The organism is Desulfosceptrum tomskiensis (assembly GCF_049818055.1).
Classification (GTDB): Bacteria; Bacillota; Desulfotomaculia; order Desulfotomaculales; family JASEER01; genus JBFLVT01.
Genome location: NZ_CP187479.1, coordinates 319,617 through 345,461, shown reverse-complemented (window position 1 = coordinate 345,461; position 25,845 = coordinate 319,617). Strand labels below are relative to the sequence as shown.

The 25,845-nt window shown below is 59.7% G+C and carries 23 protein-coding genes, 1 tRNA gene, 1 pseudogene and 1 riboswitch; of the genes and pseudogenes, 3 read left to right on the top strand and 22 right to left on the bottom strand.

Annotation, left to right across the window (positions count from 1 at the left end; genetic code table 11):
• Window positions 1-8: 8 nt before the first annotated feature.
• The 14 genes and pseudogenes from hisB to ACPV0M_RS01725 all read right to left on the bottom strand — a co-directional run bounded on the left by hisB (window position 9) and on the right by ACPV0M_RS01725 (window position 15,162).
• Window positions 9-536: an imidazoleglycerol-phosphate dehydratase HisB gene (hisB, locus tag ACPV0M_RS01790; protein WP_425622233.1), complete on the bottom strand. Its 528-nt coding sequence runs from the start codon at window positions 534-536 to the stop codon at window positions 9-11.
• Between the two features lie 90 nt (window positions 537-626).
• Entirely contained in the window at window positions 627-1,700 is a 1,074-nt protein-coding gene (gene hisC, locus ACPV0M_RS01785; RefSeq protein WP_425621286.1) for a histidinol-phosphate transaminase, read from the bottom strand.
• Window positions 1,700-2,983 (bottom strand): histidinol dehydrogenase, encoded by a 1,284-nt coding sequence (gene hisD, locus ACPV0M_RS01780; RefSeq protein ID WP_425621285.1) that lies wholly within the window; start codon window positions 2,981-2,983, stop codon window positions 1,700-1,702. The genes hisC and hisD overlap by 1 nt, the downstream gene beginning before the upstream one ends.
• A 192-nt stretch (window positions 2,984-3,175) precedes the next feature.
• Window positions 3,176-4,438: a phosphoribosylamine--glycine ligase gene (gene purD, locus ACPV0M_RS01775; RefSeq protein WP_425621284.1), complete on the bottom strand. Its 1,263-nt coding sequence runs from the start codon at window positions 4,436-4,438 to the stop codon at window positions 3,176-3,178.
• A 205-nt stretch (window positions 4,439-4,643) separates the two neighbouring features.
• Window positions 4,644-6,188: a bifunctional phosphoribosylaminoimidazolecarboxamide formyltransferase/IMP cyclohydrolase gene (gene purH, locus ACPV0M_RS01770; protein ID WP_425621283.1), complete on the bottom strand. Its 1,545-nt coding sequence runs from the start codon at window positions 6,186-6,188 to the stop codon at window positions 4,644-4,646.
• A gap of 20 nt (window positions 6,189-6,208) precedes the next feature.
• A complete protein-coding gene (gene purN, locus ACPV0M_RS01765) occupies window positions 6,209-6,835 on the bottom strand; it encodes a phosphoribosylglycinamide formyltransferase (RefSeq protein WP_425621282.1) in 627 nt (208 codons plus the stop codon).
• 185 nt (window positions 6,836-7,020) lie between these two features.
• The gene (gene purM / locus ACPV0M_RS01760) at window positions 7,021-8,058 is read right to left on the bottom strand and encodes a phosphoribosylformylglycinamidine cyclo-ligase (protein WP_425621281.1); all 1,038 of its coding nucleotides are present in this window, start codon (window positions 8,056-8,058) and stop codon (window positions 7,021-7,023) included.
• Window positions 8,037-9,476 (bottom strand): amidophosphoribosyltransferase, encoded by a 1,440-nt coding sequence (purF, locus tag ACPV0M_RS01755; protein WP_425621280.1) that lies wholly within the window; start codon window positions 9,474-9,476, stop codon window positions 8,037-8,039. Before purF ends, purM begins: the two co-directional genes overlap by 22 nt.
• Window positions 9,477-9,650: 174 nt before the next feature.
• Window positions 9,651-9,989 (bottom strand): annotated as a pseudogene (locus ACPV0M_RS01750) (phosphoribosylaminoimidazolesuccinocarboxamide synthase); the annotation flags it as partial.
• A 23-nt stretch (window positions 9,990-10,012) separates the two neighbouring features.
• A complete protein-coding gene (gene purB, locus ACPV0M_RS01745; protein WP_425621279.1) occupies window positions 10,013-11,305 on the bottom strand; it encodes an adenylosuccinate lyase in 1,293 nt (430 codons plus the stop codon).
• An 86-nt stretch (window positions 11,306-11,391) separates the two neighbouring features.
• Complete coding sequence (gene purE / locus ACPV0M_RS01740; protein WP_425621278.1) at window positions 11,392-11,934, bottom strand: 5-(carboxyamino)imidazole ribonucleotide mutase; 543 nt, start codon at window positions 11,932-11,934, stop codon at window positions 11,392-11,394.
• A gap of 87 nt (window positions 11,935-12,021) precedes the next feature.
• Window positions 12,022-13,563: a glutamine-hydrolyzing GMP synthase gene (guaA, locus tag ACPV0M_RS01735; RefSeq protein WP_425621277.1), complete on the bottom strand. Its 1,542-nt coding sequence runs from the start codon at window positions 13,561-13,563 to the stop codon at window positions 12,022-12,024.
• Between the two features lie 12 nt (window positions 13,564-13,575).
• A complete protein-coding gene (gene hpt / locus ACPV0M_RS01730) occupies window positions 13,576-14,112 on the bottom strand; it encodes a hypoxanthine phosphoribosyltransferase (protein ID WP_425621276.1) in 537 nt (178 codons plus the stop codon).
• 351 nt (window positions 14,113-14,463) lie between these two features.
• The gene (locus tag ACPV0M_RS01725) at window positions 14,464-15,162 is read right to left on the bottom strand and encodes a hypothetical protein (RefSeq protein ID WP_425621275.1); all 699 of its coding nucleotides are present in this window, start codon (window positions 15,160-15,162) and stop codon (window positions 14,464-14,466) included.
• Between the two features lie 240 nt (window positions 15,163-15,402).
• On the opposite strand from ACPV0M_RS01725, the gene ACPV0M_RS01720 reads away from it, so the two are divergent.
• From ACPV0M_RS01720 to ACPV0M_RS01710, 3 genes are all read left to right on the top strand, one after another.
• Window positions 15,403-15,738, top strand: coding sequence for a nucleotide pyrophosphohydrolase (locus ACPV0M_RS01720; protein ID WP_425621274.1), 336 nt, complete (start codon window positions 15,403-15,405; stop codon window positions 15,736-15,738).
• 122 nt (window positions 15,739-15,860) lie between these two features.
• Complete coding sequence (locus ACPV0M_RS01715; RefSeq protein ID WP_425621273.1) at window positions 15,861-17,144, top strand: DUF1015 domain-containing protein; 1,284 nt, start codon at window positions 15,861-15,863, stop codon at window positions 17,142-17,144.
• A gap of 143 nt (window positions 17,145-17,287) precedes the next feature.
• A tRNA-Sec gene (locus tag ACPV0M_RS01710) sits at window positions 17,288-17,381 on the top strand.
• Window positions 17,382-17,482: 101 nt separating this feature from the next.
• Here the strand turns inward: ACPV0M_RS01710 and hypE are convergent.
• The 8 genes from hypE to ACPV0M_RS01670 all read right to left on the bottom strand — a co-directional run bounded on the left by hypE (window position 17,483) and on the right by ACPV0M_RS01670 (window position 25,551).
• Window positions 17,483-18,499 (bottom strand): hydrogenase expression/formation protein HypE, encoded by a 1,017-nt coding sequence (hypE, locus tag ACPV0M_RS01705; RefSeq protein ID WP_425621272.1) that lies wholly within the window; start codon window positions 18,497-18,499, stop codon window positions 17,483-17,485.
• Window positions 18,500-18,635: 136 nt separating this feature from the next.
• Window positions 18,636-19,742 carry a hydrogenase formation protein HypD gene (gene hypD, locus ACPV0M_RS01700; protein WP_425621271.1) on the bottom strand — a complete coding sequence of 369 codons (1,107 nt, stop codon included), beginning with the start codon at window positions 19,740-19,742 and terminating at the stop codon, window positions 18,636-18,638.
• A complete protein-coding gene (locus tag ACPV0M_RS01695; RefSeq protein ID WP_425621270.1) occupies window positions 19,717-19,959 on the bottom strand; it encodes a HypC/HybG/HupF family hydrogenase formation chaperone in 243 nt (80 codons plus the stop codon). Before ACPV0M_RS01695 ends, hypD begins: the two co-directional genes overlap by 26 nt.
• Window positions 19,950-22,262 carry a carbamoyltransferase HypF gene (gene hypF / locus ACPV0M_RS01690; RefSeq protein WP_425621269.1) on the bottom strand — a complete coding sequence of 771 codons (2,313 nt, stop codon included), beginning with the start codon at window positions 22,260-22,262 and terminating at the stop codon, window positions 19,950-19,952. The genes ACPV0M_RS01695 and hypF overlap by 10 nt, the downstream gene beginning before the upstream one ends.
• Entirely contained in the window at window positions 22,223-22,876 is a 654-nt protein-coding gene (gene hypB / locus ACPV0M_RS01685; RefSeq protein WP_425621268.1) for a hydrogenase nickel incorporation protein HypB, read from the bottom strand. Before hypB ends, hypF begins: the two co-directional genes overlap by 40 nt.
• Before the next feature lie 35 nt (window positions 22,877-22,911).
• Complete coding sequence (locus tag ACPV0M_RS01680; protein ID WP_425621267.1) at window positions 22,912-23,280, bottom strand: hydrogenase maturation nickel metallochaperone HypA; 369 nt, start codon at window positions 23,278-23,280, stop codon at window positions 22,912-22,914.
• Between the two features lie 419 nt (window positions 23,281-23,699).
• Window positions 23,700-24,206 carry a hydrogenase maturation protease gene (locus ACPV0M_RS01675; RefSeq protein WP_425621266.1) on the bottom strand — a complete coding sequence of 169 codons (507 nt, stop codon included), beginning with the start codon at window positions 24,204-24,206 and terminating at the stop codon, window positions 23,700-23,702.
• Between the two features lie 265 nt (window positions 24,207-24,471).
• Complete coding sequence (locus ACPV0M_RS01670; RefSeq protein WP_425621265.1) at window positions 24,472-25,551, bottom strand: stalk domain-containing protein; 1,080 nt, start codon at window positions 25,549-25,551, stop codon at window positions 24,472-24,474.
• A gap of 123 nt (window positions 25,552-25,674) precedes the next feature.
• Window positions 25,675-25,759, bottom strand: a riboswitch (cyclic di-GMP riboswitch).
• Window positions 25,760-25,845: the final 86 nt, after the last annotated feature.

The following is a 25,845-nucleotide window of genomic DNA, read 5'->3' as shown; positions in this document are numbered from 1 at the left end:
CACCCTGTTCAGTTTATTACGCCCTTCGTCGAAGGGATTCCTCTACCGGCGTCAATGGCCACCGCGTCGCCCAGGGCCAGCCCCAGGCCCTTGAAAACAGCCTCGATGATGTGGTGACTGTTCCCGCCGGCCAGCCTCCGGACGTGCAGGTTGAAGCGCCCGTTATGCGCAAGCGCGCGCAGGAACTCTTCCACCAGTTCGGTGTCAAAATCGCCGACTTTCGAAGCCGGGATACCGACTTCAAAAGCCAGGTATCCCCTGCCGCTCAAGTCGAGGGCCACCATTACCAGGGATTCGTCCATAGGCACGACGGCGTGCCCGAAACGCCTGACCCCGGCCTTGTTCCCGAGAGCTTTGGCCAGTGCCTCGCCCAGGCAGATGCCGACGTCCTCGACGGTGTGGTGGGCGTCGACCTGCAGGTCCCCACGGGCCTTGATCTTTAAATCGAAGGAACTGAACTTGGCCAGCAAGGCGAGCATGTGCTCGAAGAACGGGATACCCGTCTGCAGTTCATATCCCCCGTTACCGTCGATCATCACTTCCACCCGGATATCGGTCTCGCCCGTCTGGCGGTGCACTTCGCCCCTGCGCAATGCCCCATACCCCCTTCTATCCCTTTCCTTAAACTATTTATAGATTCTAAGGACATCGTCCAGGGCTCCCAGGAAGAAATCGTTTTCCTTGGGCTTCCCCACCGAGACCCTCAGGCAACGTTCAAGCCGCGGGCCGTCCAGGTTCCTGACCAGCACGCCCCTGGCCAGTAACTCCTCGTAGACTCTCCCGCCGGGCAGCGGGGTCCTGAACAGGATGAAGTTGGCCTCCGAAGGGTAGGCCTCCACCCCGGGCATCGCTTGAAGGGCGGCGTACAAGCGGTCCCGCTCCCTGATAATCAGAGCGATGCGCTCTTCAAACTCGGTTCGATGCGCGAGCACGGCCTCGGCCGCCAGTTGCGAAAAACTGTTGACGTTAAACGGCTGCTTCACCCGCCACAGCGCCTCGACGGTCTGTTCCTGCGCCAGGAGATATCCCACGCGCAGCCCGGCAAGGGCAAAGGCCTTGGAGAAGGTCCGCAGCAACACCAGCCGGGGGTACATGGCGACGAGGGGCAGCGCCGGAACGCCCCCGAAGTCAATGTAAGCCTCGTCTACCACCACCATCGCCCGGCTCTCCCGCAAAACCGTTTCCAGTTCCTCCGGCGGGATAACGTTGCCGGTGGGGTTATTGGGCGTGCAAAGGACGATCATTTTAACGTCCGGGTCCGCCGCTGCGGAAACAAGGGCCTCGACGTCAAGGTTGAAGTCCTCCCGGCGGGCGACCGGTACCGGTTGCGCCCCGGCGATGACGGCGTGGATGGCATACATGCTGAAGGTCGGCACGGCGATTAGCACCTTGGCTCCGGCGGCGAAGGCCAGCATCAGGTCCAGGATCAGTTCGTCGGAACCGTTGCCGACCATCACCTGGCCGATATCGATGCCGTGGCGGGAGGCCAGGGCCTGCCGCAGGCTCCGGGCCTCGCTGTCGGGATAGCGGTTGTATATCTCGGAGCGTATCCTTTTCGCGATGTCGGCGGCGGCCGCAGGGGGAAACTCAAAATTGTTCTCGTTGGCGTCCAGCTTGATAACGCCTTTGTAAGCCGGCACGTGGTACGGAACCAGGTCCCTGAGTTCAGACCTTAAGAGCTCTTTTATCTCGTCCGGCATCAATCCTCCGCCCCCTCTCTGCGTACGTTGACGGCCCAGGCGTGGGCCGGCAGCCCCTCTATCTCCGCCAGCCTGGACACGCAGCCGGCCAATTCCCGGAATGCGTCCCGGCCCGCGGAGAAGACGTTGATTCTTTTAAGAAAGGTTTCAACCCCCAGGCCCGAGAAGAACCTGGCCGTCCCCCCCGTGGGAAGGACGTGGTTGGGACCCGCGGCGTAATCGCCGAGAGCCACCGGCGTGCAATCCCCCAGAAAAACGGCTCCGGCGTGCCTGACCTTGCCGAGCAGGGCAAAGGGGTCCTCCACCATCAATTCGAGGTGTTCGGGAGCGAACCGGTTGGCCAGGGCCACCGCCTCATCCAGGTCCTTGGCGACAACGGCCAGCGCCCCTTCTTTGAGCGCCTTCTCCAGCACCTCTCGACGATCCATGGTCTCCACCAGAGCGGCCAGCCCGTCCCGGACTTTCGCCGCCAGTTCCCAGCTGGTGGTGATCAGGATGGCCCGGGCCAGCACGTCGTGTTCGGCCTGCGCCAGGAGATCGGCCGCCACCAGGCCGGGATCCGCGGAACGGTCGGCGATAACTACAACTTCACTGGGCCCGGCCAGCATATCGATGCCGACCTGCCCGAAAACCAGCTTCTTGGCCACGGTTACGTAGATGTTGCCCGGTCCGGTGATCTTGTCCACTTTACGGATGGTTGCCGTGCCGAAAGCCAGGGCGGCTACGGCCTGGGCGCCGCCCACCCGGTAAATCTCGGTCACCCCGGCTTCAGCGGCGGCTACAAGGGTGTGCGGATTAATCGTACCGTTCCTGCCGGGCGGGGTTGCCATGACGATCTGCCCTACGCCGGCCACACCGGCCGGGACGGCGTTCATCAACACGGAAGAGGGATAAGTCGCCGTACCTCCCGGAACGTAGATGCCAACCCTTTCCAGAGGACGGACGAGTTGACCGGCAAAAGCGTCGTCCGTCGCATCGAACCAGGAAGCGGGCAGTTGCCGGCGATGGAAAGCCAGGATGCGCTCCTTGGCGGCCTTCAGGGCCTCCAGGAAATCTGGTTCGACGAGGCGGTAAGCCGTTTCCACCTCGGCCGGCGTGACCCGCAGCTCGCCGGCCTCTATAGCAACGCCGTCAAAACGCGCGGTAAAGTCTATGAGCGCTTCATCACCGCGCTCCTTAACCTCCGCCACGATCGCAGCCACGCGCTCGATAATCTCGTCCGGGGCCTCAAAAGAGCGGCGGGTGAGAACGTCAGCCGTTCCTGATTCCACTATCTTAAGCAAAACGACACTCCCCCTATGGGCCCAGCACTTAACTCCCAGAGCCCTTACCTTTAGAGCAAATCATAGTCTTTGAGACACCAGAAGACAGGTCTGGCTGTAACTCATCTCTTCCATTTAAGTGCTGGGCGCACTCGGCACTCGGCCCAGAATGGGAAAATCCTTATCCGAATGCTGAACGCTGAATGCTGAACGCTATTTAAGTGCTTTCTGCGCGATATCCCTCCGGAAATGCATACCTTCAAAGGATATCTTGTTCACCGTACGGTAAGCCCGATCGATCGCCTCGTTTAAATCCCGGCCCCTGGCGGTGATCCCGAGCACCCTTCCGCCGGCCGTCACGATCTTGCCGTTGCGCAGCGCGGTGCCGGCGTGAAAGACCATGGCGTCCTTCGCGGCCTCCTCCAGCCCGCTGATCAGGTCTCCCTTCGGGTAAGCCCCGGGGTAACCCTGGGCGGCAAGAACGACACAGACTGCCGCGCCTTCCTCCCATGCAAGCTCGATTTCATGCAGCCTTCCCTCGATGACGGCTTCACAGACGTCGGCCAGGTCGTTCTTCAACAGCGCAAGCAGCGGCTGCGCTTCCGGGTCGCCGAAGCGAACGTTGAATTCCAGGACCTTCGGCCCGTCGCCGGTAATCATCAAGCCCGCATAGATGACGCCGCGGTAGACGATGCCCCGCGACTTCAGTTCTTTGACGGTGGGGACAATGATTTCCTCAACCACCCTGGAAATCATCGCGGGCGGGCAGACCGGAGCCGGGGCGTAGGCGCCCATGCCCCCCGTGTTCGGGCCGAGATCGCCGTCGTAAATCCGTTTGTGGTCCTGGGCGGGAAGCAAGGGCAGCACCGTTTTCCCGTCGGTAAAGGCCAAAAGGCTTGCCTCTTCACCTTCCAGGACCTCTTCCACCAGGATCCTGGAGCCGGCCTCGCCGAAAGCGCCCTTAACCAGCATGTCCTCGGCGGCCTGCAGGGCCTCCACCGGCCTCTGGGCCACGATTACCCCCTTGCCGGCGGCCAGACCGTCAGCCTTAACCACGCAAGGGCCGCGCAGCGCCCTGATGTAACTGTCGGCTTCGGCATAGTTGTCGAAAACCTGGGCGGCGGCCGTAGGAACCCCGGCGGCAAGCATGACTTCCTTGGCAAAGGATTTGCTGCCTTCCAGCTGGGCCGCGCGCCTTTCAGGGCCAAAAACCCTGAGTCCGTTTTCCGCAAAGACGTCGGCAAGACCCTTGACAAGAGGCGCCTCCGGCCCAACGACCGTCAGGTCGATGTGTTCCTTTTTGGCGAACTCCAGCAAGGCGGGAATATCTTCGGCCTGGATGGGGACACAGGCGGCGGAACCGAGCATGCCCGGGTTGCCCGGCGCCGCAAAGATTTCGGTGACGCGCGGGCTTTGGCTAAGCTTCCAGACCAGGGCATGTTCGCGCCCGCCCCCGCCGATGACAAGAATCTTCAATGCCGTAAGCCTCCCATATTAGCATTAAGCATTAGGCACTTCCATCCCGAATTTCTACTAACGCCAAAACTGCTGGTTTCATACCGCTGGGGTAGATACTGCGGTACTATAAACCAGGGTTTTCCAGGGGATAACTGCATTGAGTAGATAACACATCAGGAAATCACGGGTTATGCTCTGATTCCTAACGCTCAATGTTTACGGCCTAGTGCCTAAAATGTCTCATCCCGGTGAACACCATGGCGATGCCGTTCTCGTTGGCCGCCTTGATGGATTCCTCGTCTCTGACCGACCCTCCGGGCTGAATGATCGCCCTGATGCCGTACTTGGCGGCCTCGATCACTGTGTCGGGAAACGGGAAAAAGGCGTCCGAGGCCAGCACCGCGCCCCTGACCTCTTCGCCGGCCTGCTCAAGGGCGATGCGGGCCGATCCTACGCGATTCATCTGGCCCGCCCCGACGCCGAGGAGCCTCCGGTCCTTGGTTACTGTAATGGCGTTGGACTTCACGTGCTTACAAACCTTAAACGCAAAGGCCATTTCGGCGAAATCTTCCGGAGAGGGCTGGTGGATGGTGACGACCTTCAGGTGGGCCTCCCGGTAAAGGGCGTTGTCCGTTTCCTGGATCAAAAGCCCCCCGTTGACCTTGCGCATCTCCAACCGGTCGGCCGTTCCCGCCCCCACCGGACCTGTCTCCAGCAGGCGCAAGCCGGCTTTTTGCTTAAGGACCTCCAGCGCCCCCGGCTCAAACTCCGGAGCGATAACGGCCTCCAGGAAGATCTTCACCATCTCCTCGGCCGTCTCGCGGTCGACGGGGCGGTTGACGGCCACGATGCCGCCGAAAGCCGAGACCGGATCGGCGGCATACGCCAGGCGGTAGGCCTCGGCGAGGCGCTCGCGGGACGCCGCCCCGCAAGGGTTGTTGTGCTTGACGATCACCGCCGTCGGCTCGGTGAACTCCCGTACAAGTTCGAAGGCGGCGTTCAGGTCGAGGATGTTGTTGTAGGACAGTTCCTTGCCGTGCAACTGGCGGGCCGTCGCCACCGATGCCCCTCTGACGTTCAGGTTGCGGTAAAAAGCCGCCCGCTGGTGGGGATTCTCTCCGTAGCGCAGCAGTTGCACGCGTTCGAAGGGCAAGGCCACTTCGGCGGGGAAGGTCTCCACACCGATGGGATAGGCGGCGAGATAACCGGCGATGGCGGCGTCGTAGTGGGCCGTGTGCGCAAAGGCTTCCTGGGCGAGGGCCAGCCGAAGGTCTTCGCTCGTGTCGCCGGCCTCGCGAAGCGCCGCCAGGATTTCGTCATAGCGCCGGGGGTTCACGACGACGGTTACCCAGCGGTAGTTCTTGGCGGCGGCCCGGATCATACTCGGGCCTCCGATGTCGATGTTCTCGATGGCTTCCTCCAAAGTCACGCCCTCGCGGGCAACCGTTTGCTTGAAGGGATACAGGTTGACGGCCACCAGGTCGATCGTCGCGATGTCGAACTCTCCCAGCTGATTGAGGTGCTCCGGCGTGCGCATCGCCAGGATGCCCCCGTGGATCTTGGGATGGAGGGTCTTGACACGTCCCCCCAGGATCTCGGGGAAACCGGTCACCGCAGAGATGGGCGTCACCGGGATGCCGGCCTGCCGGAGCGTTTTGGCCGTTCCCCCGGTGGAAACAATCTCTGCGCCGAAGTCCGTGAGCCCCCGGGCGAACTCCACGATCCCCTGTTTATCCGATACGCTGATTAAGGCCCGGCGTACAGGCATGGTTGAGCCTCCTCAAAACATTACTTGTTCTCATCAATGTCCTTGATCCTGACCCGTCGCCCTTCTATCTCCAGGCAGCCACGCTGGTACAGCCTGATCGCCTCGACATAGATCTTGTGTTCCTCGGCCAGGATGCGGGCGGAAAGAGTCTCTTCGGTATCGTCCTTGAGCACGGGAACGACGGCCTGGAGAATGATCGGCCCGCTGTCTACGCCCTGATCGACGAAGTGCACGGTGCAGCCCGAATAGCGAACCCCGTAATCGAGGGCCTGCCGCTGCGCGTGCAGCCCCGGAAACGAGGGCAGTAAGCTGGGATGAATGTTCAAGATGCGGTTCGGGAAGGCGTCCAGCAGCACCGGCGTGGCGATGCGCATGTAACCCGCCAGGCATACCAGTTCGACACCGTACTTATTAAGCAATCGCACGACGACCCGCTCATAATCGGCCTTTGCAGGGTAAGCCTTGTAATCGACGAAGAAGGCCGGAATGCCCCGGGACCTGGCCCGCTCCAGGGCCATAGCCTCGCGGTTGTCGCTGATCACGACGGCCACCCGCGCCTCAATCCGCCCCTCGCCGATAGCGTCGAGAATGGACTGCAGATTTGAACCCCGGCCCGAAGCGAGGACACCTATAGTCAATTCCGGCAAAACCCCTCATCTCCTTACGGCTGTTCAGACACCCTGTCTGCCGTCACGCGGGTAACTTGGGCTTTCAGCTTTCAGCATTCGGCACTCAGATACTTGTTGAAATCTGGCTTAGACCAAATTCCTTCAGTCTCTATTCCTTATATCCTAAATCCGACTACCGACTACTGACTACTGACTACCTACTACTAAACATAGACCACGCCTCGCGTTCCATAGTCGATCCGCCCGATTAGGTACGGCTGTTCGCCGGCTGCCCGCATATCGTCCATCAACTCTCCGGCCTGGTCCGCGGGGACCACGAGGATAAAGCCGATGCCCATGTTAAAGGTCCGGCGCATTTCCGCCTCGTCCACGTCACCGAGTTCCCTGATCAGTTCGAAGACGGGCAGGACCGGCCAGGCCGAGCGTTCCACGAAGGCGGCCAGCCCCTGCGGCAGCACCCTCGGCAGGTTTTCGGTGATCCCGCCCCCTGTAACGTGGACCATGCCGCGGATGTCAAACTTCCGCAGGGCGCTCAGGATCGGGCGGACATAAATCCGCGTGGGGACGAGCAGTTCCTCGCCCACCGTACGACCCAGGGCATGGTGGTAATTGTCGATCTCAAAGTCTCCCACTTCCAGGATGGCTCTCCGGGCCAGGGAATAGCCGTTGGAGTGAAGCCCCGACGAAGCCAGCCCCACCAGGACATCTCCCGGACGGATGCGGCGGCCGTCGACAATGGCCGATTTCTCCACCACGCCCACGGCGAAGCCGGCCATGTCGTATTCCCCGGGCGCGTAAAACCCCGGCATTTCGGCAGTCTCCCCGCCGATTAAAGCGCACCCGGCCTGGCGGCAGCCCTCGGCGATGCCGGACACGATTACGGCCGCCTTCTCCGGTTCCATCTTGCCCACCGCCAGGTAGTCCAGGAAAAAGAGCGGTTCCGCCCCGTGGGTCAGAATATCGTTAACGCACATCGCCACGAGGTCGATGCCCACCGTGTCGTGCACATCCATAGCAAAAGCAACCTTCAATTTCGTTCCAACGCCATCGGTGCCGGAAACAAGCACGGGCTCCTTGTATTTATCCCCCAAAGCAAAAAGACCGCCGAAGCCGCCGATGTCGGCCAGCACCTCGGGGCGACGCGTGCTCCGTACGGCGTCGCGCATCATCTCCACCGCCCGGTTGCCCGCCTGGATGTCCACACCCGCGCCGGCGTAGGTCAGTCTGCCTTTCTCAGCCACCCTAAAACCCTCGCTTCCTCCAGAGCATGCTTCCCGGCCTCCTGCGAACAGCCGATAGAGACGGGGTACCTGCCGCTGAAGCAGGCCGTGCAGAAATTGTCCCTGTAATCGCCGAAAACGTTGAGAAGCCCCGACAGGCTTAAATAATGAAGGCTGTCCGCCCCTGTATAGCTGCATATCTCGTCGAGAGGCTTGTGGGCGGCGATCAGTTCCTTCTCGTTTGAGGTATCGATGCCGAAGAAACAGGACCGGATAATCGGAGGCGAGCTTAAGGCAAGGTGTACCTCCTTAACCCCCGCGCTGCGTAGCATGCGGACGATCCTGCCGCTCGTCGTCCCCCGCACCAGGGAATCGTCCACCAGGATCACCCTTTTCCCTTCGAGCACCTCGCGGATCGGGTTGAGTTTCAAGCTTACCCCGACGTCGCGGAGATTCTGCGAAGGCTGGATGAAGGTCCGCCCGATGTAACGGTTCTTCATCAATCCTTCCTCAAAAGGAATCCCGGATTCCTCGGCGTATCCCCGCGCAGCCGGCGTTCCCGAGTCCGGAACCGCGATCACGATATCGGCCTCGGTCCTGAACTCGCGCGCCAACTGGCGACCGAGTTCGCGGCGGATGCGGTTTACGGTGAAGCCATCGATAACGCTGTCGGGGCGGGCGAAGTAGATGTACTCGAAGATGCAGTGGGCCCGCGGCTTCTTCTGCGCGTGACAGGACGATACGCCCCTTTTGTCGATGACGATAACTTCCCCCGGCTCGACGTCCCTTATAAACGTCGCCCCTACCGTATCCAGGGCACAGGATTCCGAGGCCACGATAAACCCGTCGCCGAGCCGGCCCATGCAAAGAGGCCGGAACCCTTGGGGGTCGCGCACGGCGATAAGGCGGTCCTCAGTGATGATGAGGATGGAATAAGCGCCTTCGATATCCTGCATCGCCTTGAGAATGGCCTCCTCAAGGCTGAGCTGGCTGTAACGGGCGATCAGGTTGACAATGATTTCGCTGTCGGTCGTGCTCTGGAACACTGCCCCGGTCGATGCCAGGTAGCGCCTCAGTTCCGTGGTGTTCGTAAGGTTGCCGTTGTGGGCGAGGCCGATCTGTCCCTTGGCGTAGTGGAAAACCAGGGGCTGCGCGTTGACCGGGTGGCTGGCTCCTGTCGTTGAATAGCGCACGTGACCGACGGCGATATCTCCCTGCAGCAAATCCAGGGTATCGCTGCCAAATACCTCGGGGACCAGGCCCATGCCTTTGTGCAGCCTGATGCGGCGGCCGTCAGCGACGGCTATGCCCGCGCTCTCCTGGCCCCGGTGCTGGAGGGCGTACAGCCCGTAATAAGTCAGCCTGGCAACGTCTCTTCCCGGACCCCAGATGCCAAAAATACCGCATTCCTCGCGCATCTTATCGCACCAGTCAGACATGACCCCACTCCCAGTCTAAGCGCTAAGCATCAGGCATTAGGCACTCAGATAAGTGGCAAAACTTCTATACGGAAATTCCTTAAAGCCTTAAAACTTACTAGATTCGGAATTCCCTTTGGGGAATTCCCTCTTCTGTCTCTAACGTCCAACATCCAACGCCCGTCCTGTAAGCGGCTAACTCGTCAGCCGCTTGAGGACTTCGGCGTAGGCATCCTCTACGCCGCCAAGATCGCGGCGGAAACGGTCCTTGTCCAGTTTTTCCCTGGTCTGGGCATCCCAAAAACGGCACGTGTCGGGAGAGATCTCATCGGCAAGCAGGATCCGGCCGGCACTATCCTTGCCAAACTCCAGCTTGAAATCAACCAGAAGCAGGCCCCTCGCAGCCAGATATTCCTTCAGGATGCCGTTGACCCGAAGCGCCGTAGCCGACAGGAAACGCACCTCATCCGGTGTGGCAAGTTTTAAGACCTCGATATGCCCGCGGGTCACGAGGGGGTCGTGCAATTCGTCGCTCTACTTCGAATTTAGATCAGCCTTTACAAGCCAAAACGGGCAAAAATTGTGTCAATCCGGCGGGTGAAATACCTGTAGTCAAAGATTTCGTCGAGCTCCGCGCGGCTCAGGTACTGCTGGACGTCGGCGTCGCGGGCCAAAAGGTCCTTTAAAGGCTCCTGCGAGTTCCACGATTCCATGGCGTTGCGCTGCACGATCTGGTAGGCTTCCTCGCGCGTAAGGCCCTTGTCCACCAAGGCCAAAAGCACCCTTTGCGAGAAAACCAGTCCCTGGGTTCGCTCCAGGTTGCGCAGCATATTCTCCGGATAGACGTGCATCTTTTCAACGACGATGGCAAAGCGGTAGAGCATGTAATCGAGAGCCAGCGTGCTGTCGGGGATAATAACGCGCTCGACCGAAGAATGCGAAATGTCGCGCTCGTGCCAGAGGGCCACGTTTTCAAGGGCCGCCGCGGCATTGCTGCGGACCAGCCTGGACAAACCCGTGATGCGCTCGCAAACAATAGGATTCCGCTTGTGCGGCATGGCAGACGAACCTTTTTGGCCGGGCACAAAGGGTTCCTCTGCTTCGCGCAGGTCGGTGCGCTGCAAGTTGCGGATCTCCACGGCAAACTTTTCGAGGGAGGCGGCGATGACAGCCAGCGTCGTCATGTAAGCGGCGTGGCGGTCGCGCTGGATCACCTGGGTTGCCACCTTGGCCGGAACAAGCAAAAGCCTTGAGCAAACGTATTCCTCGACAAAGGGATCAATGCTGGAGTAAGTGCCTACCGCCCCTGAAAGCTTTCCCACACTGACCTCTTCGATGGCGTTTTTCATGCGGGCGATATTGCGCTCCGTTTCGGCAGCCCAGAGGAGCATCTTCAGCCCGAAGGTCATGGGTTCGGCGTGAATGCCGTGCGTGCGCCCGATAATCAGCGTGTGGCGATACTTCTGCGCCTGGGCGAGCAGCACCCGGTAGAGTTTTTCCAGCTTGTCCAGGATCAATCGCCCGGCCTCCACCATGCGTACGGCCAGCGCCGTGTCCACGACGTCCGACGAGGTCAATCCCAGGTGCAGGTATTTGGCCTCTTCCCCTACGTACTCGCTGACGCAGGTCAAAAATGCGATAACATCGTGGCGGGTAACCTTTTCGATTTCGTTGATGCGCCGGACGTCAAACCTGGCCCGTTCCTTGATAACCTCAACGGCTTCTGCCGGAATCTTGCCCAGGATGGCCATCGCTTCGCAGGCCAGGATCTCGACGTCCAGCCACTTCTGAAAGCGGTTCTCGTCCGACCAGACGGCCTTCATTTCCGGCAGTGAGTAACGCTCGATCAACGCCTTTCCCTCCGAAAAAGCTAATAACGGCGCGAACCTCCGCCGCAGCTGTTCGCCGGGCGGAGTGCGCCAGCCAGATTATCTTACTAATCCTTCTCCATTTCCCGCAGATATTCCTCCAGGCCCAGGGACTTAAGCCGCGCATTCTTCGCTTCGACGGCGCGGGCCATTTTCTCTTTAAAGGATTTCACCTGGGCGCGGATGTGCGCGTCCCCGGCGCCGAGGATTTGCACCGCTAGGATGGCCGCGTTTTTGGCCCCGTTGACCGCCACCGTGGCCACCGGGATACCCGGCGGCATCTGTACTGTCGCCAGCAGCGCATCCATGCCCTGAAGGCTGCCCGACGAGACAGGCACGCCGATGACGGGCAGCGTCGTTTCCGCCGCCATCACTCCGGCGAGATGGGCGGCCCCGCCCGCAGCGGCGATGATTACGGCCAGGCCGCGTTCTTCCGCCGTCCTGGCGTACTCACGGGCCCGTTCAGGCGTGCGGTGAGCCGAGACAACGTTTATTTCGTAAGGGATCTTAAACTCTTCCAGTGTGGCCGCCGCCTGGCGCATTACCGGGAGGTCGGAATCACTCCCCATGACGATACCGATAACGGGCTGCACTTTATTTCCTCCTTTCATTTCATTAACCCCGTTTACTTCCCTCGATGCTCGGTACGACTTTCTGTGCACCTGCCTCCTCGACCACATCCTTTCACTGACTTCGACTTACTCCCACTCGATGGTGGCCGGCGGTTTCGACGTTATATCATAGACTACCCGGTTAACCTCTTTAATTTCACTGACCAGGCGGGAAGACACGGCCTCCAGGACTTCGTAGGGGAGGCGCACCCAGTCGGCCGTCATCCCGTCGCGGCTGTCCACGGCGCGTACGACGACGGCATAGGCGTAAGTCCGCTCGTCCCCCATAACCCCTACGCTGCGCATCGGGGGGAGCACGGCGAAAGACTGCCAGATCTTGCGGTACAGGCCGGCCTTGCGGATCTCCTCGATGACGATGGCGTCCGCCTCGCGCAGGATGCGCAGTTTCTCCGGAGTTACAGGGCCGAGGATGCGGACGGCCAGCCCGGGACCCGGGAAAGGCTGTCGCCAGACGATCTCTTCCGGTAGGCCGAGCTCCTCGCCCAGAACGCGGACCTCGTCCTTGAACAGCCACCGCAAGGGCTCGATCAGCTTGAACCGCATGTCCTCGGGAAGCCCGCCCACGTTGTGGTGGGACTTGATCACGGCCGCCGTCGCCGTGCCGCTTTCGACGACATCGGGGTAGAGCGTCCCCTGAACGAGGTAGTCGATCCGTCCCAGGCGGGAGGCCTCTTCCTCGAAGACGCGGATAAACTCTTCACCGATGATCTTACGCTTCATCTCGGGATCTTCGACGCCCTTCAAGCGGCGCAGGAAACGCTCCCCGGCGTCGACGTGGAGCAGCTTGATGCGGAACTTGTCCTGAAAAATCCTTCTAACCTCTTCGGCCTCTCCCTTGCGTAGGAGCCCGTGATCGACAAACACGCACGTCAGGCGGTCTCCAACCGCCTGGTGCACAAGAACGGCGGCCACCGAGGAATCGACCCCGCCGCTCAGCGCGCACAGCACCTGTCCGTTTCCGACTTCCCGGCGGATCTCGGCGATGGCCGTCTCCTTAAAGGAGGCCATGGTCCAATCCCCGCGGCAGCCGCAGACGTCGAACAGGAAATGCTCCAGGATCTCCTTGCCCCTCGGGGTGTGCACGACCTCGGGGTGAAACTGCACGGCGTACAGCTTATCCTCGGGCCGGGACATGGCCGCGACAGGCGACCAGTTCGTGCGGGCCGTGACCTTAAAGCCCGGAGGCGCGGCTTCGACGCGGTCTCCGTGGCTCATCCACACCTGCTGGCGGGGGCCAAAACCGGCAAACAGCAGATCTCCCGCGATAATTTCCAGGATGGTTTTTCCGTACTCCCGCTGCTCGGCGCGGCTCACCCGGCCGCCGAGCTGCCGGGACATCAATTGCATGCCGTAGCAAATGCCCAGGATGGGGATACCCGATTTGTAGACGGCGGGATCGATTTCGGGAGCGCCTTCCGCGTAGACGCTGGACGGCCCCCCGGAGAAAACCAGCCCCATCGGCTTCCTGGCCGCCAGATCTTCCACCGGCGTGTAATAGGGTAGGATTTCACAGTAAACGCGGCACTCGCGAATTCTCCGGGCGATCAGCTGGGTGTACTGCCCGCCGAAATCCAGGACGATAACTAATTGGTTGCTCGGCGTCTGCACTCTCCCGCCCTCCTATTCATAAGCGGATTTCTTTAGAACGCAGGCATCGGGCAGGTTGCGGTAACGTTCGTTAAAGTCAAGCCCGTAGCCGACTACAAACTCGTCGGGGATGCTGAAACCCAGGTAATCTACGGGTACGTCGATCTTGCGCCGGGAAGGCTTGTCCAACAGGGCGCAGACTTTTATGCTGGCGGGCTTGCGGCTCTGGAGGTTCTTAAGCAGGTAGTTGAGCGTTAGCCCCGTGTCGATGATGTCCTCGACGACCAGGATGTGACGTCCTTCGATGCTTTCCTCAAGATCCTTGAGGATGCGGACCACCCCCGAGGAGGAGGTGGAATTGCCGTAACTGGAAATGGCCACGAAGTCAATGGCAAGCGGGAGATCGATCCGCCGGACCAGATCGGCCAGGAAGATCGTAGACCCCTTAAGAATGCCAACGACCAGGATTTCCTGGCCTTCATAGTCCTTGCTGATTTGTGCTCCGAGAGCCTTAACCCTCTCCGCGATGTCCGCGGCCGGCACCAGCACACGTTCAACGTCAGGGTGCACGCCATCCTTCCCCCCGTACCCTAATGTAAAACCCAACAGTAAAAACAAGCAGCGTTCTCTGCTGCTAAAATCTGGCCTATTATACCTTAAATCAAGCTTTTATGTCAATTTTCTAACCGCCGGGGTCAAGTCTAAAAGTTTAAAAATAAAAAGTTATCGCCCGCCCCCCCAAAAGGCGCCCGAAAACAAGGTAAGCCCGAACGCATTCCCGGGCTTACCTGCTTTCTATTCTTTTCTGGGAATCGGCCGTTGCCGATTGGCTTCCCTCTATCTTACACCCAATGCCTAACGCCCCAACACCCGTTAGAAAATCCCGGAATTCGCGCAAGCGCATTCCCTCGACTCCGACCTCTATATCGGCGGGTTGATTTCTATCTTTTTGTCGTAGTCCCAGACCTCGATGTCGATGATGAGTTTCTGCGTTTCGTCATTCTTGCTTCGCGCCTGGAGGTTGACCTTACGGATACGGTGGTCCTGGGGATACAACCAGACCTTGTAAGCGAAGTCTGCAAACTGCGTTTCTAGAAACGGATTCTGGACGACCGGCTCGAACTCCAGGAGGTCGAACTTCTTCCCTCCCTGGCGGTCACGGCCCTTGTAGTCCAAAATCGGGACGTCTTTAAAGTTAAAGACACCCAGTGGGTTGATCTCGGTAATAAAAAGCTCGGTTTGGGCAAACCGGTTGCCCTGCAGCTTTATCCACTTTCCGGTCATCTGGTCCTTTATATAAGCCGTATCGGCAATCTGCACCAGTTCGATAGGGGTGTTGATCAAGACCCCCTTAATGTGGACCCGGTCAGGGGCCACCTGCTCCCCGGTGACCCGGCTGAGATAGGTCTCACCGTCCTTTTCGCTGACCAGCCTGGATGTTATCTTGTAGCGAAAGCTTTTACTGTTGCGGGTCTGCTCGATGCCTTTCGTCAGCATGCTTTCGCCCTTAATGTTCTGTTTTTCCTTGTGGCTGGAGATCCCCAGATAGGCCAGGACAACGACAACCAAAACAGCGACCGCGATGGACACCGGCGCGCGCGGCAGAACAACCCAACGCATGACAGCGTTCCTCCCCATCAACTCATAAGATTACTGGCTACACCTTTTAAAGCACCCAGCGTTCAGCATTCGGCATTCAGCGTGTAAGTCAAGGAAAATAGTGAATGCCCGGTACCCGACAGCTATTACAATGTCTACGCATCCCAGCGGGACAATATGTCTTGTCGGTGACTCCGGTATGCTTTCCGCAGGGTTTTGCATTACAATGTAAACAGCCTTGGCAGACAGGGGGCTTAAAGCGTGCGGATCAAGGAAATGCAGCAGGAAGTGGACCGCTGGATCGCGCAGTTTGAAGAGGGGTACTGGCATCCCTTGTCGATGCTGGCCCGCCTTACCGAAGAAGTGGGCGAACTGGCCAGGGAAGTCAACCACCTTTACGGCCAGAAACCCAAGAAGCCCGGCGAACCGGAGGGCGACCTGGCCCTGGAGCTCGCCGACATCCTCTTTATCGTAGCCTGCTACGCCAATTCCCTGGGGATCGACCTCGAAGACGCCTTTAAACGTATGCTCGCCAAGTACTACGAGCGCGACAGCAACCGCTGGACGCGTAAAGAAAACAAAAAGGCAGAAAGCTAGTCAAGCTTTGAACTTATCGGTTATAATTGTCACGTGCGGCGGGACCGGACCTTCAAACCGTACAGGCGTTAAAATAACCGAAACCCTTAAGTTCTTGGCGTTTTGGAGGAGGCAATTGCGTTTTGGCGTTTATCACCCCCATCAGAGGCCTTCGCTACAATACCCGGCTGGTGCCCGACCTGGCGGAGGTCGTCACCCCGCCTTACGACGTCATTGATGAGTCCGCCCAGGAGCGGTATTACCGGCGCAACCCTTACAACGTCATCCGCTTGGAATACGGGAAGGTGTACCCGGGAGACACCGACGCGGACAACCGTTACACCAGGGCCGGCCGGGATTTTGCCAGGTGGCGCAAGGACCGCGTGCTCATCCGCGAGGACAAGCCCGCCTTGTACGTTTACGAGCAGGAGTTCTCAGTCGGCAGCCGGTCTTCGGTCCGGCGAGGTTTCTTCTGCGGGGTGCGCCTGTCGCCCTATGGCGAGGGCCAGGTACTACCCCACGAGGAAACCCTGCCCAAGGCCAAGGCCGACCGCCTGCTGTTGATGCGGGCTTGCAACGCCAATTTCAGCCCTATTTTCGGGCTCTATGCCGACCCGGCGCTGGAGATTACCGGCGTCTTTGAACCACTTACCGCCGGAGCACCTGATGTAGATTTCCGGGACGAGTCCGGGCAGGGCCACCGTCTCTGGGTCGTTACCGATCCCGGCCCCATCAACCGAGCAATCACCAGGATGGCCAGGCTTCCCATCTACATCGCCGACGGCCACCACCGTTACGAAACCGCGCTGGCTTACGCCCAGGAGCGCAATTGCCCGGGCCTGCACAACAACGTCATGATGGTGCTTGTGAACCTCTACGACCCGGGCCTGGTGATCCTTCCGACTCACCGCCTGGTCAAAACGCCGCCTGATTTCGACCCCGCAGCGCTCGTAACCCCGCTCGAGCCGGAATTTATTGTTGCACCTTTTACCGGTTCGGCAGAAGATTTTTTTACAAAGCTGAAGGATCTCGGCCATCACTCGTTCGGCCTCTACGCCGGACCGGGTCACAAGTACCACCTTACCGTCAGGCCCGACCTGGACTTGGGCGCGGTAATGCCCCGGCAAAAGTCGGAGGCGTGGCGGAACCTCGACGTGGCCATTCTTCACCAACTGATTATCGAAAAGCATCTGGGGATAGGAGCCGACGCCCGGGTGAGGGAAGGCAGGGTCAAATTCACGCAGGAGGAAACCGGAGCCTTTCAGCTTGTTGACTCCGGCGAATTCGGCTGCGCCTTTTTCCTTAACCCCACCGGCGTGGAGGAGATGGTGGCCGTGGCCGAGGCGGGGGAAAAGATGCCCCAGAAATCAACCTACTTCTATCCTAAACTAATTACGGGCCTGGTCATTAACCCACTCGACCTTTAGTCTCGCGGATTGGCGGTTCGCTGTCAGCTGTTGGCTATTTGAAGTTGCCGACGCGCAACGCCCTGTTCAAATAGGGCTGTCAAGCGCTTTGCGCCGCGGCGGTTGTCCAGCCCGGTGTGTCATGTTATAATGAGTTTTGTCGCGGGGGTGAATGGGTCCTGGTGGGCCTCCCGGTCTTCAAAACCGGTCGCGGGGTGAGAAGCCCTGGGTGGGTTCGATTCCCACGCACTCCCGCCAAAAACGAAAATAATAGGGCCGGGCGAAATGCCCGGCCTTATGTATTCCCGGAGAGTTTCCGACCAGCGTCCCGTTAGACTAAGCAGTTTTTCAGCGGCATCCTAACAAATTCTGGGCAGCGGGGCCCCGGCAAGCAAATCCAGGTACTTGGTTCCGCCCAGCAGCGTCTTGAGGTAAACGTTGCCCTGGCCGGAGCGCACCTCCCCCACAATCCTGGCCTCGCGGCCCAAGGGGTGCTCTTTCAAAGCGGCAAGGGCCCGTTCCGCCTTGCCGGGAGACACGATCGCCAGGAACTTGCCCTCGTTGGCCAGGTACATAGGATCGACGCCGAGCATCTCGGCGGCCCCGCGGGTATTGGGGCTTACAGGAACGTCGCCCTCGCTGATCCATATATCGCATTGGGCCGAAACGGCGATCTCCTTGACCGAAGTTGCGAAGCCCCCGCGGGTGAGGTCCCGCATCAGCCGGACATCCTCGCCGAGATCTTCCAGGAGCCGAGCGGTAATCTCGTGCAAAGCGGCGCAGTCGCTTTGCACCTGGTCCTCCAGCCCGAAGCCCTCCCTTGCCGCCAGGACGGCCATCCCGTGCTCGCCGAGGGTGCCGTTGACCAGCAGCACGTCCCCCTGGGCGATCCGGTGGTACCCGAGGTCCACATCCGGCGGAATCTCGCCGACGCCCGTCGTGTTAATGAAAATCTTATCCAGGTGCCCGCGCTGGACGACTTTGGTGTCGCCCGCCACGACCTGCACCCCGGCTTCATTGCAGGTTTGGGCCATCGAGGCCACGATTCGCTCCAGGTCCTCCAGCGGGAGCCCCTCCTCGATAAGAAAGGCCGCCGTCAGGTAGCGGGGGCGCGCGCCGCTGACCGCCAGGTCGTTGATCGTGCCGCAGACGGCCAGCTTGCCGATGTCCCCGCCCGGGAAAAACGGCGGATCGATCACGAAGGAATCGGTCGTCACGGCGATCCTGCCTTCGCCCACGGTCAGCGCCGCAGCGTCGGTGAGCATCTCCAGCGTCCGATTGCCGAGGTGTTTAAAGAACAGTTGGGTGACCAGCTCGTGCGTCAACCGGCCGCCGTCCCCGTGCGCCAGCAGAATTATTCTGTCATCTGTCGACATATTTGTTCCTCCACATCCTTATTGCCACCCTAAAGGTCCAAATCCCTTCTGTTTATGCCCTAAGTCCTACGTCCAACGGCCAATTACGTGCTACGTCCAAAGTCCAACATTCGACATCCCAGTATGAAAGGCGCTATTAACGCCTTTCATACTGGTAATAGGCCGAGCACGCTCCTTCCGACGAGACCATGCACGGGCCGACCGGGTGGGTCGGGGTGCAGGCCTTGCCGAACAGGCGGCAATCGCGCGGCGTCACCTTACCTTTCAGCAGGTCTCCGCAAACGCAGCCCTTCGGCGCGCGGGGCGGCGGGATTTCCAGGGCGAACCTGGTACGGGCGTCGTAATCGCGCAGGTTCTCCTTGAGCTCCATCCCGCTGTCCGGGATAACCCCGAAGCCCCGCCAGGAGGCGTCGGCGATGTCGAAGGTCTCGGCAAGGAGCTTCTGCGCGCGGACGTTGCCTTCGTCGCGCACCACGCGCGTGTAGGTGTTGTCCACGCGCGTCTCCCCGGACAGGATCTGGCCGAGAAGGTTGTAAACCGAATCCAGGATGTCCAACGTTTCAAATCCGGTGACCACAGCCGGCAGCCCGTACTGTTCGGCGATGAAATCCCAGGCCTTGCGCCCGATGATGGCGCTGACGTGGCCGGGCAGGATGAACCCGTCGATCCTGAGATCGGGATCGGCCATTATGGCGTGCATCGCGGGCGGCACGACCTTATGGGCGGTAAAAACGCTGTAATTCTTAATCCCCCGGGCTTTGGCCATCGCCACGCTGAGGGCGACGGTCGGCGCCGTGGTTTCAAAGCCCACGCCCAGGAAGACCAGTTCCCTTTCCGGGTGGCCGGCCGCCCAGTCCACAGCGTCGGCCGGGGAATAAAAGATGCGGATGTCCGCGCCCCTGGCCTTCTCCCGTTCCAACGAGGTTTCGCTCCCCGGAACCCTGAGCATGTCCCCGAAGGTCCCCACGGTAATACCGGGCTGGCGGCCGAAGGCCACCATACGGTCGATATCCCCGTAATCGGTTACACAGACCGGGCATCCGGGGCCGCTGCGCAGTTCAAGGTACTCGCCCAGGATGCCGCGCAGCCCCGCCTTGGAGATGGCGACGGTGTGCGTCCCGCAGACCTCCATGAAGACGGCGGGCCGCCCGAGGCGTTCGGCGGCCTCTTTAGCCATCGGCACGATCTTGTTCAGCAGTCCCTTGCCGATAGAGGGATCACGAAACTTGTCCAGGATATGCATCCTTCAAAATCTCCTCCCACAGCTTCAGCCGGATTTGGGCCTCCTCGAGGTCTACCTTCTCCACGGCGAAGCCGGAGTGCACCATCAGGTACTCACCCTCGCTGACCTCACCGACGAGGAGCGTGTTCACCTTCCGCTGAACGCCGAAAACGTTAATGATGCAGGTGCCTTCATCTGGTGAAACTTCTACAACGAGACCCGGAATACCTAGACACATCTTCCTTCCCACCTCCGATAGGCTATTACGGCTTGGCCCAGGCATAAACCCCCGTCATTGGCGGGTACCTGGCGGTGCACGAGAAGCTCGAATCCTTCGCCAGGCAAGGCCTGTTTTGCCGCGCTGAACAAGTATCTGTTTTGCCACGTTCCGCCGCTCAAGGCAACCGTATTGAGACCCGTTCTCCCCCTCGCCTCGCGGGCGGCTCGCAGCACGATCTCCATCACGGTGTTGTGGAACCGCGCGGCGATGATCTCGCGCGCCGTTCCGCGTGCCAGGTCGTCAACCACCCCGGCGATGACCCCGGCGGGGTTGATGACTTTTCCCTCAATGGTAAAGGGGTAAGCCCCCATTCGCAAGCCTTCCCCGATATCGGGCGCGCACTCGCCGAGCTCGATCGCCGGCTGGCCCTCGTAGGTGCTGCGCCCCCTGAAACCGGTCAAGGCCGCCACCGCGTCGAAAAAGCGCCCGCATCCCGAACTCAGCGGGGAGTTAAAACGGCTTTTGACCAGCTTCAAAACGATTTCCAGTTCCTGTCCCCGTTCGGCGAAAATTCTCCGGGCCGCCCGCTCCCCGTCCTCCCCGAGGTGGGTAACGAGGTAAGACACGGCCGTCCGCCACGGGTTCTTCACCGCCTGTTCCCCGGCGGGCAGGGGCACCGGTGCCAGGTGCATCAGCCGCTCGAAGAAGCGGTCGTCGCCGCTCAGGATTTCAAAACCCCACAGCGTCCCATCCTCGCCATACCCGGTGCCGTCCAGGATGATCCCGACGGCCGGGCCGGTATGACCGTTCTCAGCCAGGCAGGACACCATATGTGCGTGGTGGTGCTGGATCTCGAAACGGGCTTGAACCGGAATCCTGCTTGCCAGGCGCGACGAACGGTAATCCGGATGGGCGTCGAAACCCACGACTTCCGGCTCGACGCCGATTAAGCCCTGAAAGTTCAATAAACTCGTAAAGAGGTTCTCTTCCCCTTCCAGGCTGTCCAGCTCACCGATATGCTGGCTGACAAAGGCCTGGTCCTTCTTCCAGAGACAGAAGGTGTTCTTCATCTCCCCGCCCATCCCCAGCACCGTGACCGGCGTTTCGTAGGGCAGGAGCACCGGGTGCGGGACGTACCCCCGGGAGCGGCGCAGGAGCTGAACTTCACCGGCCACCACGGCGGCCAGGGAATCGTCGCACCGGTTGACGATGTCCCTGTTGTGCCACAGGAAATAGTCGGCGATCCCGCCCAGCTCTTCGAGAGCCGCGGCGTTATCCTTGGCCAGCGGAAGTTCGCTGTAGTTGCCGCTCGTCATCACCAGGATGTCGAAGGGCCCCCTGAACACCAGGAAATGCAGCGGCGTGTACGGGATCATCACCCCGAGCGTCTCGAGCCCCGGTGCCAGTTCCCCCGGGAGAGTCTCGCCCTCGCGCCGCTTCAGCACCACGATGGGCGCCTGCGGCGACGTCAGCAGTTCTTCCTCCCGGGCGTCGAGATAACAGTAACGGCGTACCGTATCCAGGTCCCGGCACATCACCGCGAAAGGCTTAGCGGCGCGCCCCTTCCTGCGGCGCAGCGTCCGCAGGGCCTCGGGGTTCCGGGCGTCGCAAACCAGGTGAAAGCCCCCCAGGCTCTTCAGGGCGACGATCTTGCCCCGTTTCAGCGCATCCCAGCAGAGCTCCGCCCAGTCGCCCTCGACCGGCCGGCCGTAGCGGTCGACAAACTCCACGTGGGGCCCGCAAGCCGGGCAGGCCACCGGCTGGGCATGAAAACGGCGGTCCCGCGGGTCGTGGTACTCGCGCTCGCAGTCCGGGCACATCGGGAACTCGGCCATCGAGGTCTTCGGCCGGTCGTACGGGATTTCTCTGACGATGGTAAACCGCGGCCCGCAGTTGGTGCAGTTCGTGAACGGATAAAGGTAATGCCTGTCCTTCGGGTCGAAGGTTTCCCGCGCGCAGTCGGCACAAAGCGCCACATCGGGTGGGACCAGGGCTTCCTTTTCCTCGCCGCCCGCACTCTTGACGATTTCGAAATTCGCATAGCCCGCGGGCTCAAGCTCCTCAAAACCCGTGTAAATGATTCTCGCCAAACGCGGGGGACGCGTACGGACCTCCTTGCAGAAGGCGGCCACCGCATCCGGCGGGCCTTCGGCCTCGATGATCACGCCCCTACTGGAGTTGAGGACGGTGCCCTTGATCCCGTGCGCCTCGGCCAGGTTGAAGATGAAAGGCCGGAAGCCCACGCCCTGGACAATACCCTTGATTGTAATCCGGTAACGGGTCAGCCTTGCTTCTTCTGTCGCACCTTTTTCCTTAGCCACTCCAGCCACGCCTCCATCCCCTCGCCGGTCCTGGCCGACAGCACGAAAAACTGCAGTTCCGGGTTGATGGTCTTGATTTCTTCTGTCACGGCAGCCAAATCAAAATCGGAGAAGGGCAGCAGGTCGATCTTGTTGATGATCACCGCCTGGGACTGGCGGAACACCAGGGGATACTTGGCCGGCTTGTCCCCGCCCTCGGCAACGCTAAGCAGCGCCACTTTGAAGTCCTCACCAAGGTCGAACTCGGCCGGACAGACCAGGTTGCCCACGTTCTCGATGACCACAAGATCAAGGTTCTGAAGATCCAGCTCGTTCAGAGCCCGGCCGATCATATTGGCGTCGAGGTGGCAGAGGCCGCTGGTGTTCACCTGCACCACGTCCGCGCCCTGCCCAGCGATGCGTTCGGCATCGCGGGTGGTGTAAATGTCTCCCTCGATCACGCCGATGTTGACCTGCCCCCTCAGCCCCACAATCGTTTTTTCCAGAAGGGTCGTTTTGCCGGCTCCCGGCGAGCTGATAAGGTTCAGGGTCAGCAGCGAAGCCAAACGCTCGCGGTTTTCTTTAGCCACTTGGTCGTTGGCGCGAAGAATACGCTGGGCCATGACCACCTTCACTGTCCGCTTCATCCTTCCCCATATGTTTCCTAACCTTAAGTTTCTTCTACTTCCGCCTGGTCTTCCTTTTCGCCCTCGAAGTAGTCGATGTAAAGCTCGTCACCCTTGACGATCCTGGCCCTCGACCCGCAGGCCGGACAAAAGTATTCGACGCCGTCCACTACGGCGGTACGGCCGCACTTCAAACATTCAAGGGTAATGTCTACCTGCTCGATCTCCAGGCTCGCCTGCGCAAAGATGGTGTCCGGCTTAAGGATCTGCCAGGCGAATTCCAGCACCTCCGGGAGCGCCCCGTTGGCCTTCCCCACCACCAGCTTCACCTTGTTCACATGGTTGATATCGTTTTCGGCTGCGGCCTTCGTTATTTCGTCCATTACCGCCGCAATCAGGCCGATCTCGTGCATTCAGCACAACTCCTTGTTGAGCGCTGAGCTTTGGGCTTTGGTGTTGTGGTCGGTGATCAGCCCTATCCAGCAACGGTGCTCGAAGCACAACCCTTCTATCGATCATAACGCCACATTGAACTCGGGGAAGGCAACTCCAATGCAGGCAATCGAGTTGCTGGCGTTGACAGGCCTTTCCCCGAAACGTTGGGTGCTGGGTTATACCACAGGAGATCGGGGATCTCCTTGTAGACTAAGGCTTTAGGGTTAGTTTAACGGATAGGGCGTTGAGCATTGAGATAACTTCGCTTGGCATTCCCGAACGGCCCGGCACCCAACTCGAAGAACCGTTATCTTTGGAACTGCCGTCAGTCTTCGAGACACTAGAAGTTAGATTTACCTGTAACTTAACTCCCGTAGTTGAGTGCCGGGGAGCCCTACTACTTACTACTGTCCAATCCGCTGCCAAATTGACGCGTCCAAGCGTCAATTTGTTTTAGGACTGTTTGAGCGGCCTCAGGGACGGCCTGCGCCACGGCCGGGCTCAGCCCCATGTGCCAGGGTTCCGCGTCCTCGATAGCAATACCGATAATAACCACTTCCGCCGGCATATGCTCGGCCAGGGACCGGTGCCCGAATTGCAGTGTATCCCGGATCTTGATATCGTGCACCGACAGCACCGGCGTGGCCTTCTCGGGCACTTCGGCCTCCGTCCATCGGAAAACCCGTCCCGGCTCGCCGCGTGCCAGCACGGCATCGACGATGATCGCCTTCTCGGCGCCGAACATCAGGTCCAGCAGGCCAAAGCCGGGCGCGCCCGCTTCGACCAGGGATACCCCGGGAGGGAGGCCGGCCTGCTCCAGGGCGCGGAGCACCTCGACACCCACTCCGTCGTCTCCCGCCAGGGTATTTCCACATCCCAGCACCACAATTTTCGCCGGCGCCAAACCGATTCCAGCCTCCAAAATTCGTCCTATTTGCAATATTCGGGACTCCCACGGTTTAATCCTTTTTCGCCTGTCCGGGATATCCTTACCCAATGTTAGCACAGCCGTACCAAGAAATTAAATTGAAGCAGGCAACGTTTATCTATCGTTTACAAGGAACGAGCTGCAAAAACCCCCCTCAAGGAAAGAAGAAGGCCCCAACTGCCTGTAACAGTTAGGGGCGCATTTAGGGGGAAATCCGTTTACCAATACTCATACGAACTTACTAGTTTACGACAACCAACTGGCCAACAGGCTGATAGGTCACCTCTGAATCAAGCCCTTCACTGATGAATCTCAGGGGAACCATTACACGGCCCTTGATAACGGAGGCCGCTACTTCCAGCACAACGGCACGGCCGTTGACCTCGGCGTCGGTACTGTCAACGACGAGGCGGATGAGGATATCATTACGCTTCACAACAACTTCTCTATTGATTGGATCCCAGGATACTTCCGCATCCAGGCTTTCCGCCAGGGTTCGGAACGGAACGAGAGTATAGCCTTCAACGATTTTCGGCTCCACGTCCAGTTCGAGTCGCTTGCCATCAACGAATACCTTGACCCCTTCCATCCCTAACTCTTCATATACTTCTCCAAGCTGTTCATAGATGTCATCGTCCTCGGGATCCACAGCGGCTGCTTTCTCGAAGGCTTCCAGCGCTTCGTGCAGTTTGCCCCGCAGTTTCTCCAGTTCCCCCATCACTTCATATAGATCCCCGTTGTTGCTTTCCTGTTCAGCCAATGCCAGCAGGACTTGCATTCCCTCTTCTTGATTGCCTTGCTGGTACAAGCCGGCGGCCAGAAGGATTATTGCATCGTCATTCCCGGCTTCAAGGGCCAGCATTTGATTGGCTGTCTCTACGACCAGGTCCCACTGTCCCAAAGAGGCGTATGCCTTGGCCAGATCTTCATAAGCGCTGATATCGGCGGGGTCTTTGGCAATTCTATCAAGAGCCTCGGCTAATTCTTCCTGTATTTCGGACAGCTCCTCATCATCTATCTCTTCGTCTTCCTCGTCCAGATCCAGGTCGAGGTCCTCTTCCTCATCTGCATCCTCTCGATCACCAGCATCTTCTTCGTTATCAGCGTCCTCTTCTTTATCTACGCCCTCGTCGTCGTCCCTCTCTCGATCTTCGTCAGCATCATCGGTATCCCTTCCCACATAATAAACCTCGTCTTGACCTGCCTCGGATACAGCAGAGAAAACACTGCCTGTCGGACATCCGCCTGGCAGATAAACAGCAACCAGGAAAGCTGTTATAACTGTGATGGCCAAAAGCCTTAACAAACGCTTCCTTAGCACGCCGATCCCTCTCCTTTCGTTATCAGCACCAAGCTCAGCACTGTCCGCCCAAGTGTGGTTCTATCCGACTTATTCCCCCTCTCCCATTAAACTCTTAGGGGCAGTCCACGACTGCCCCGTAAAGCCGGCAGCCTGGCAATCATAGTGGTTTCACCTTAGACCCATGGCTTTGCGTCATCACCTTTCGGTGATTTTGCCCTTAGCGGTAAGCTATCAACTTATTTCAATTTCCCGCTGTCTATATATTTATTCGAGGCTGAACTGGATTTTAGGGAACATCCATAAAGTAAATCT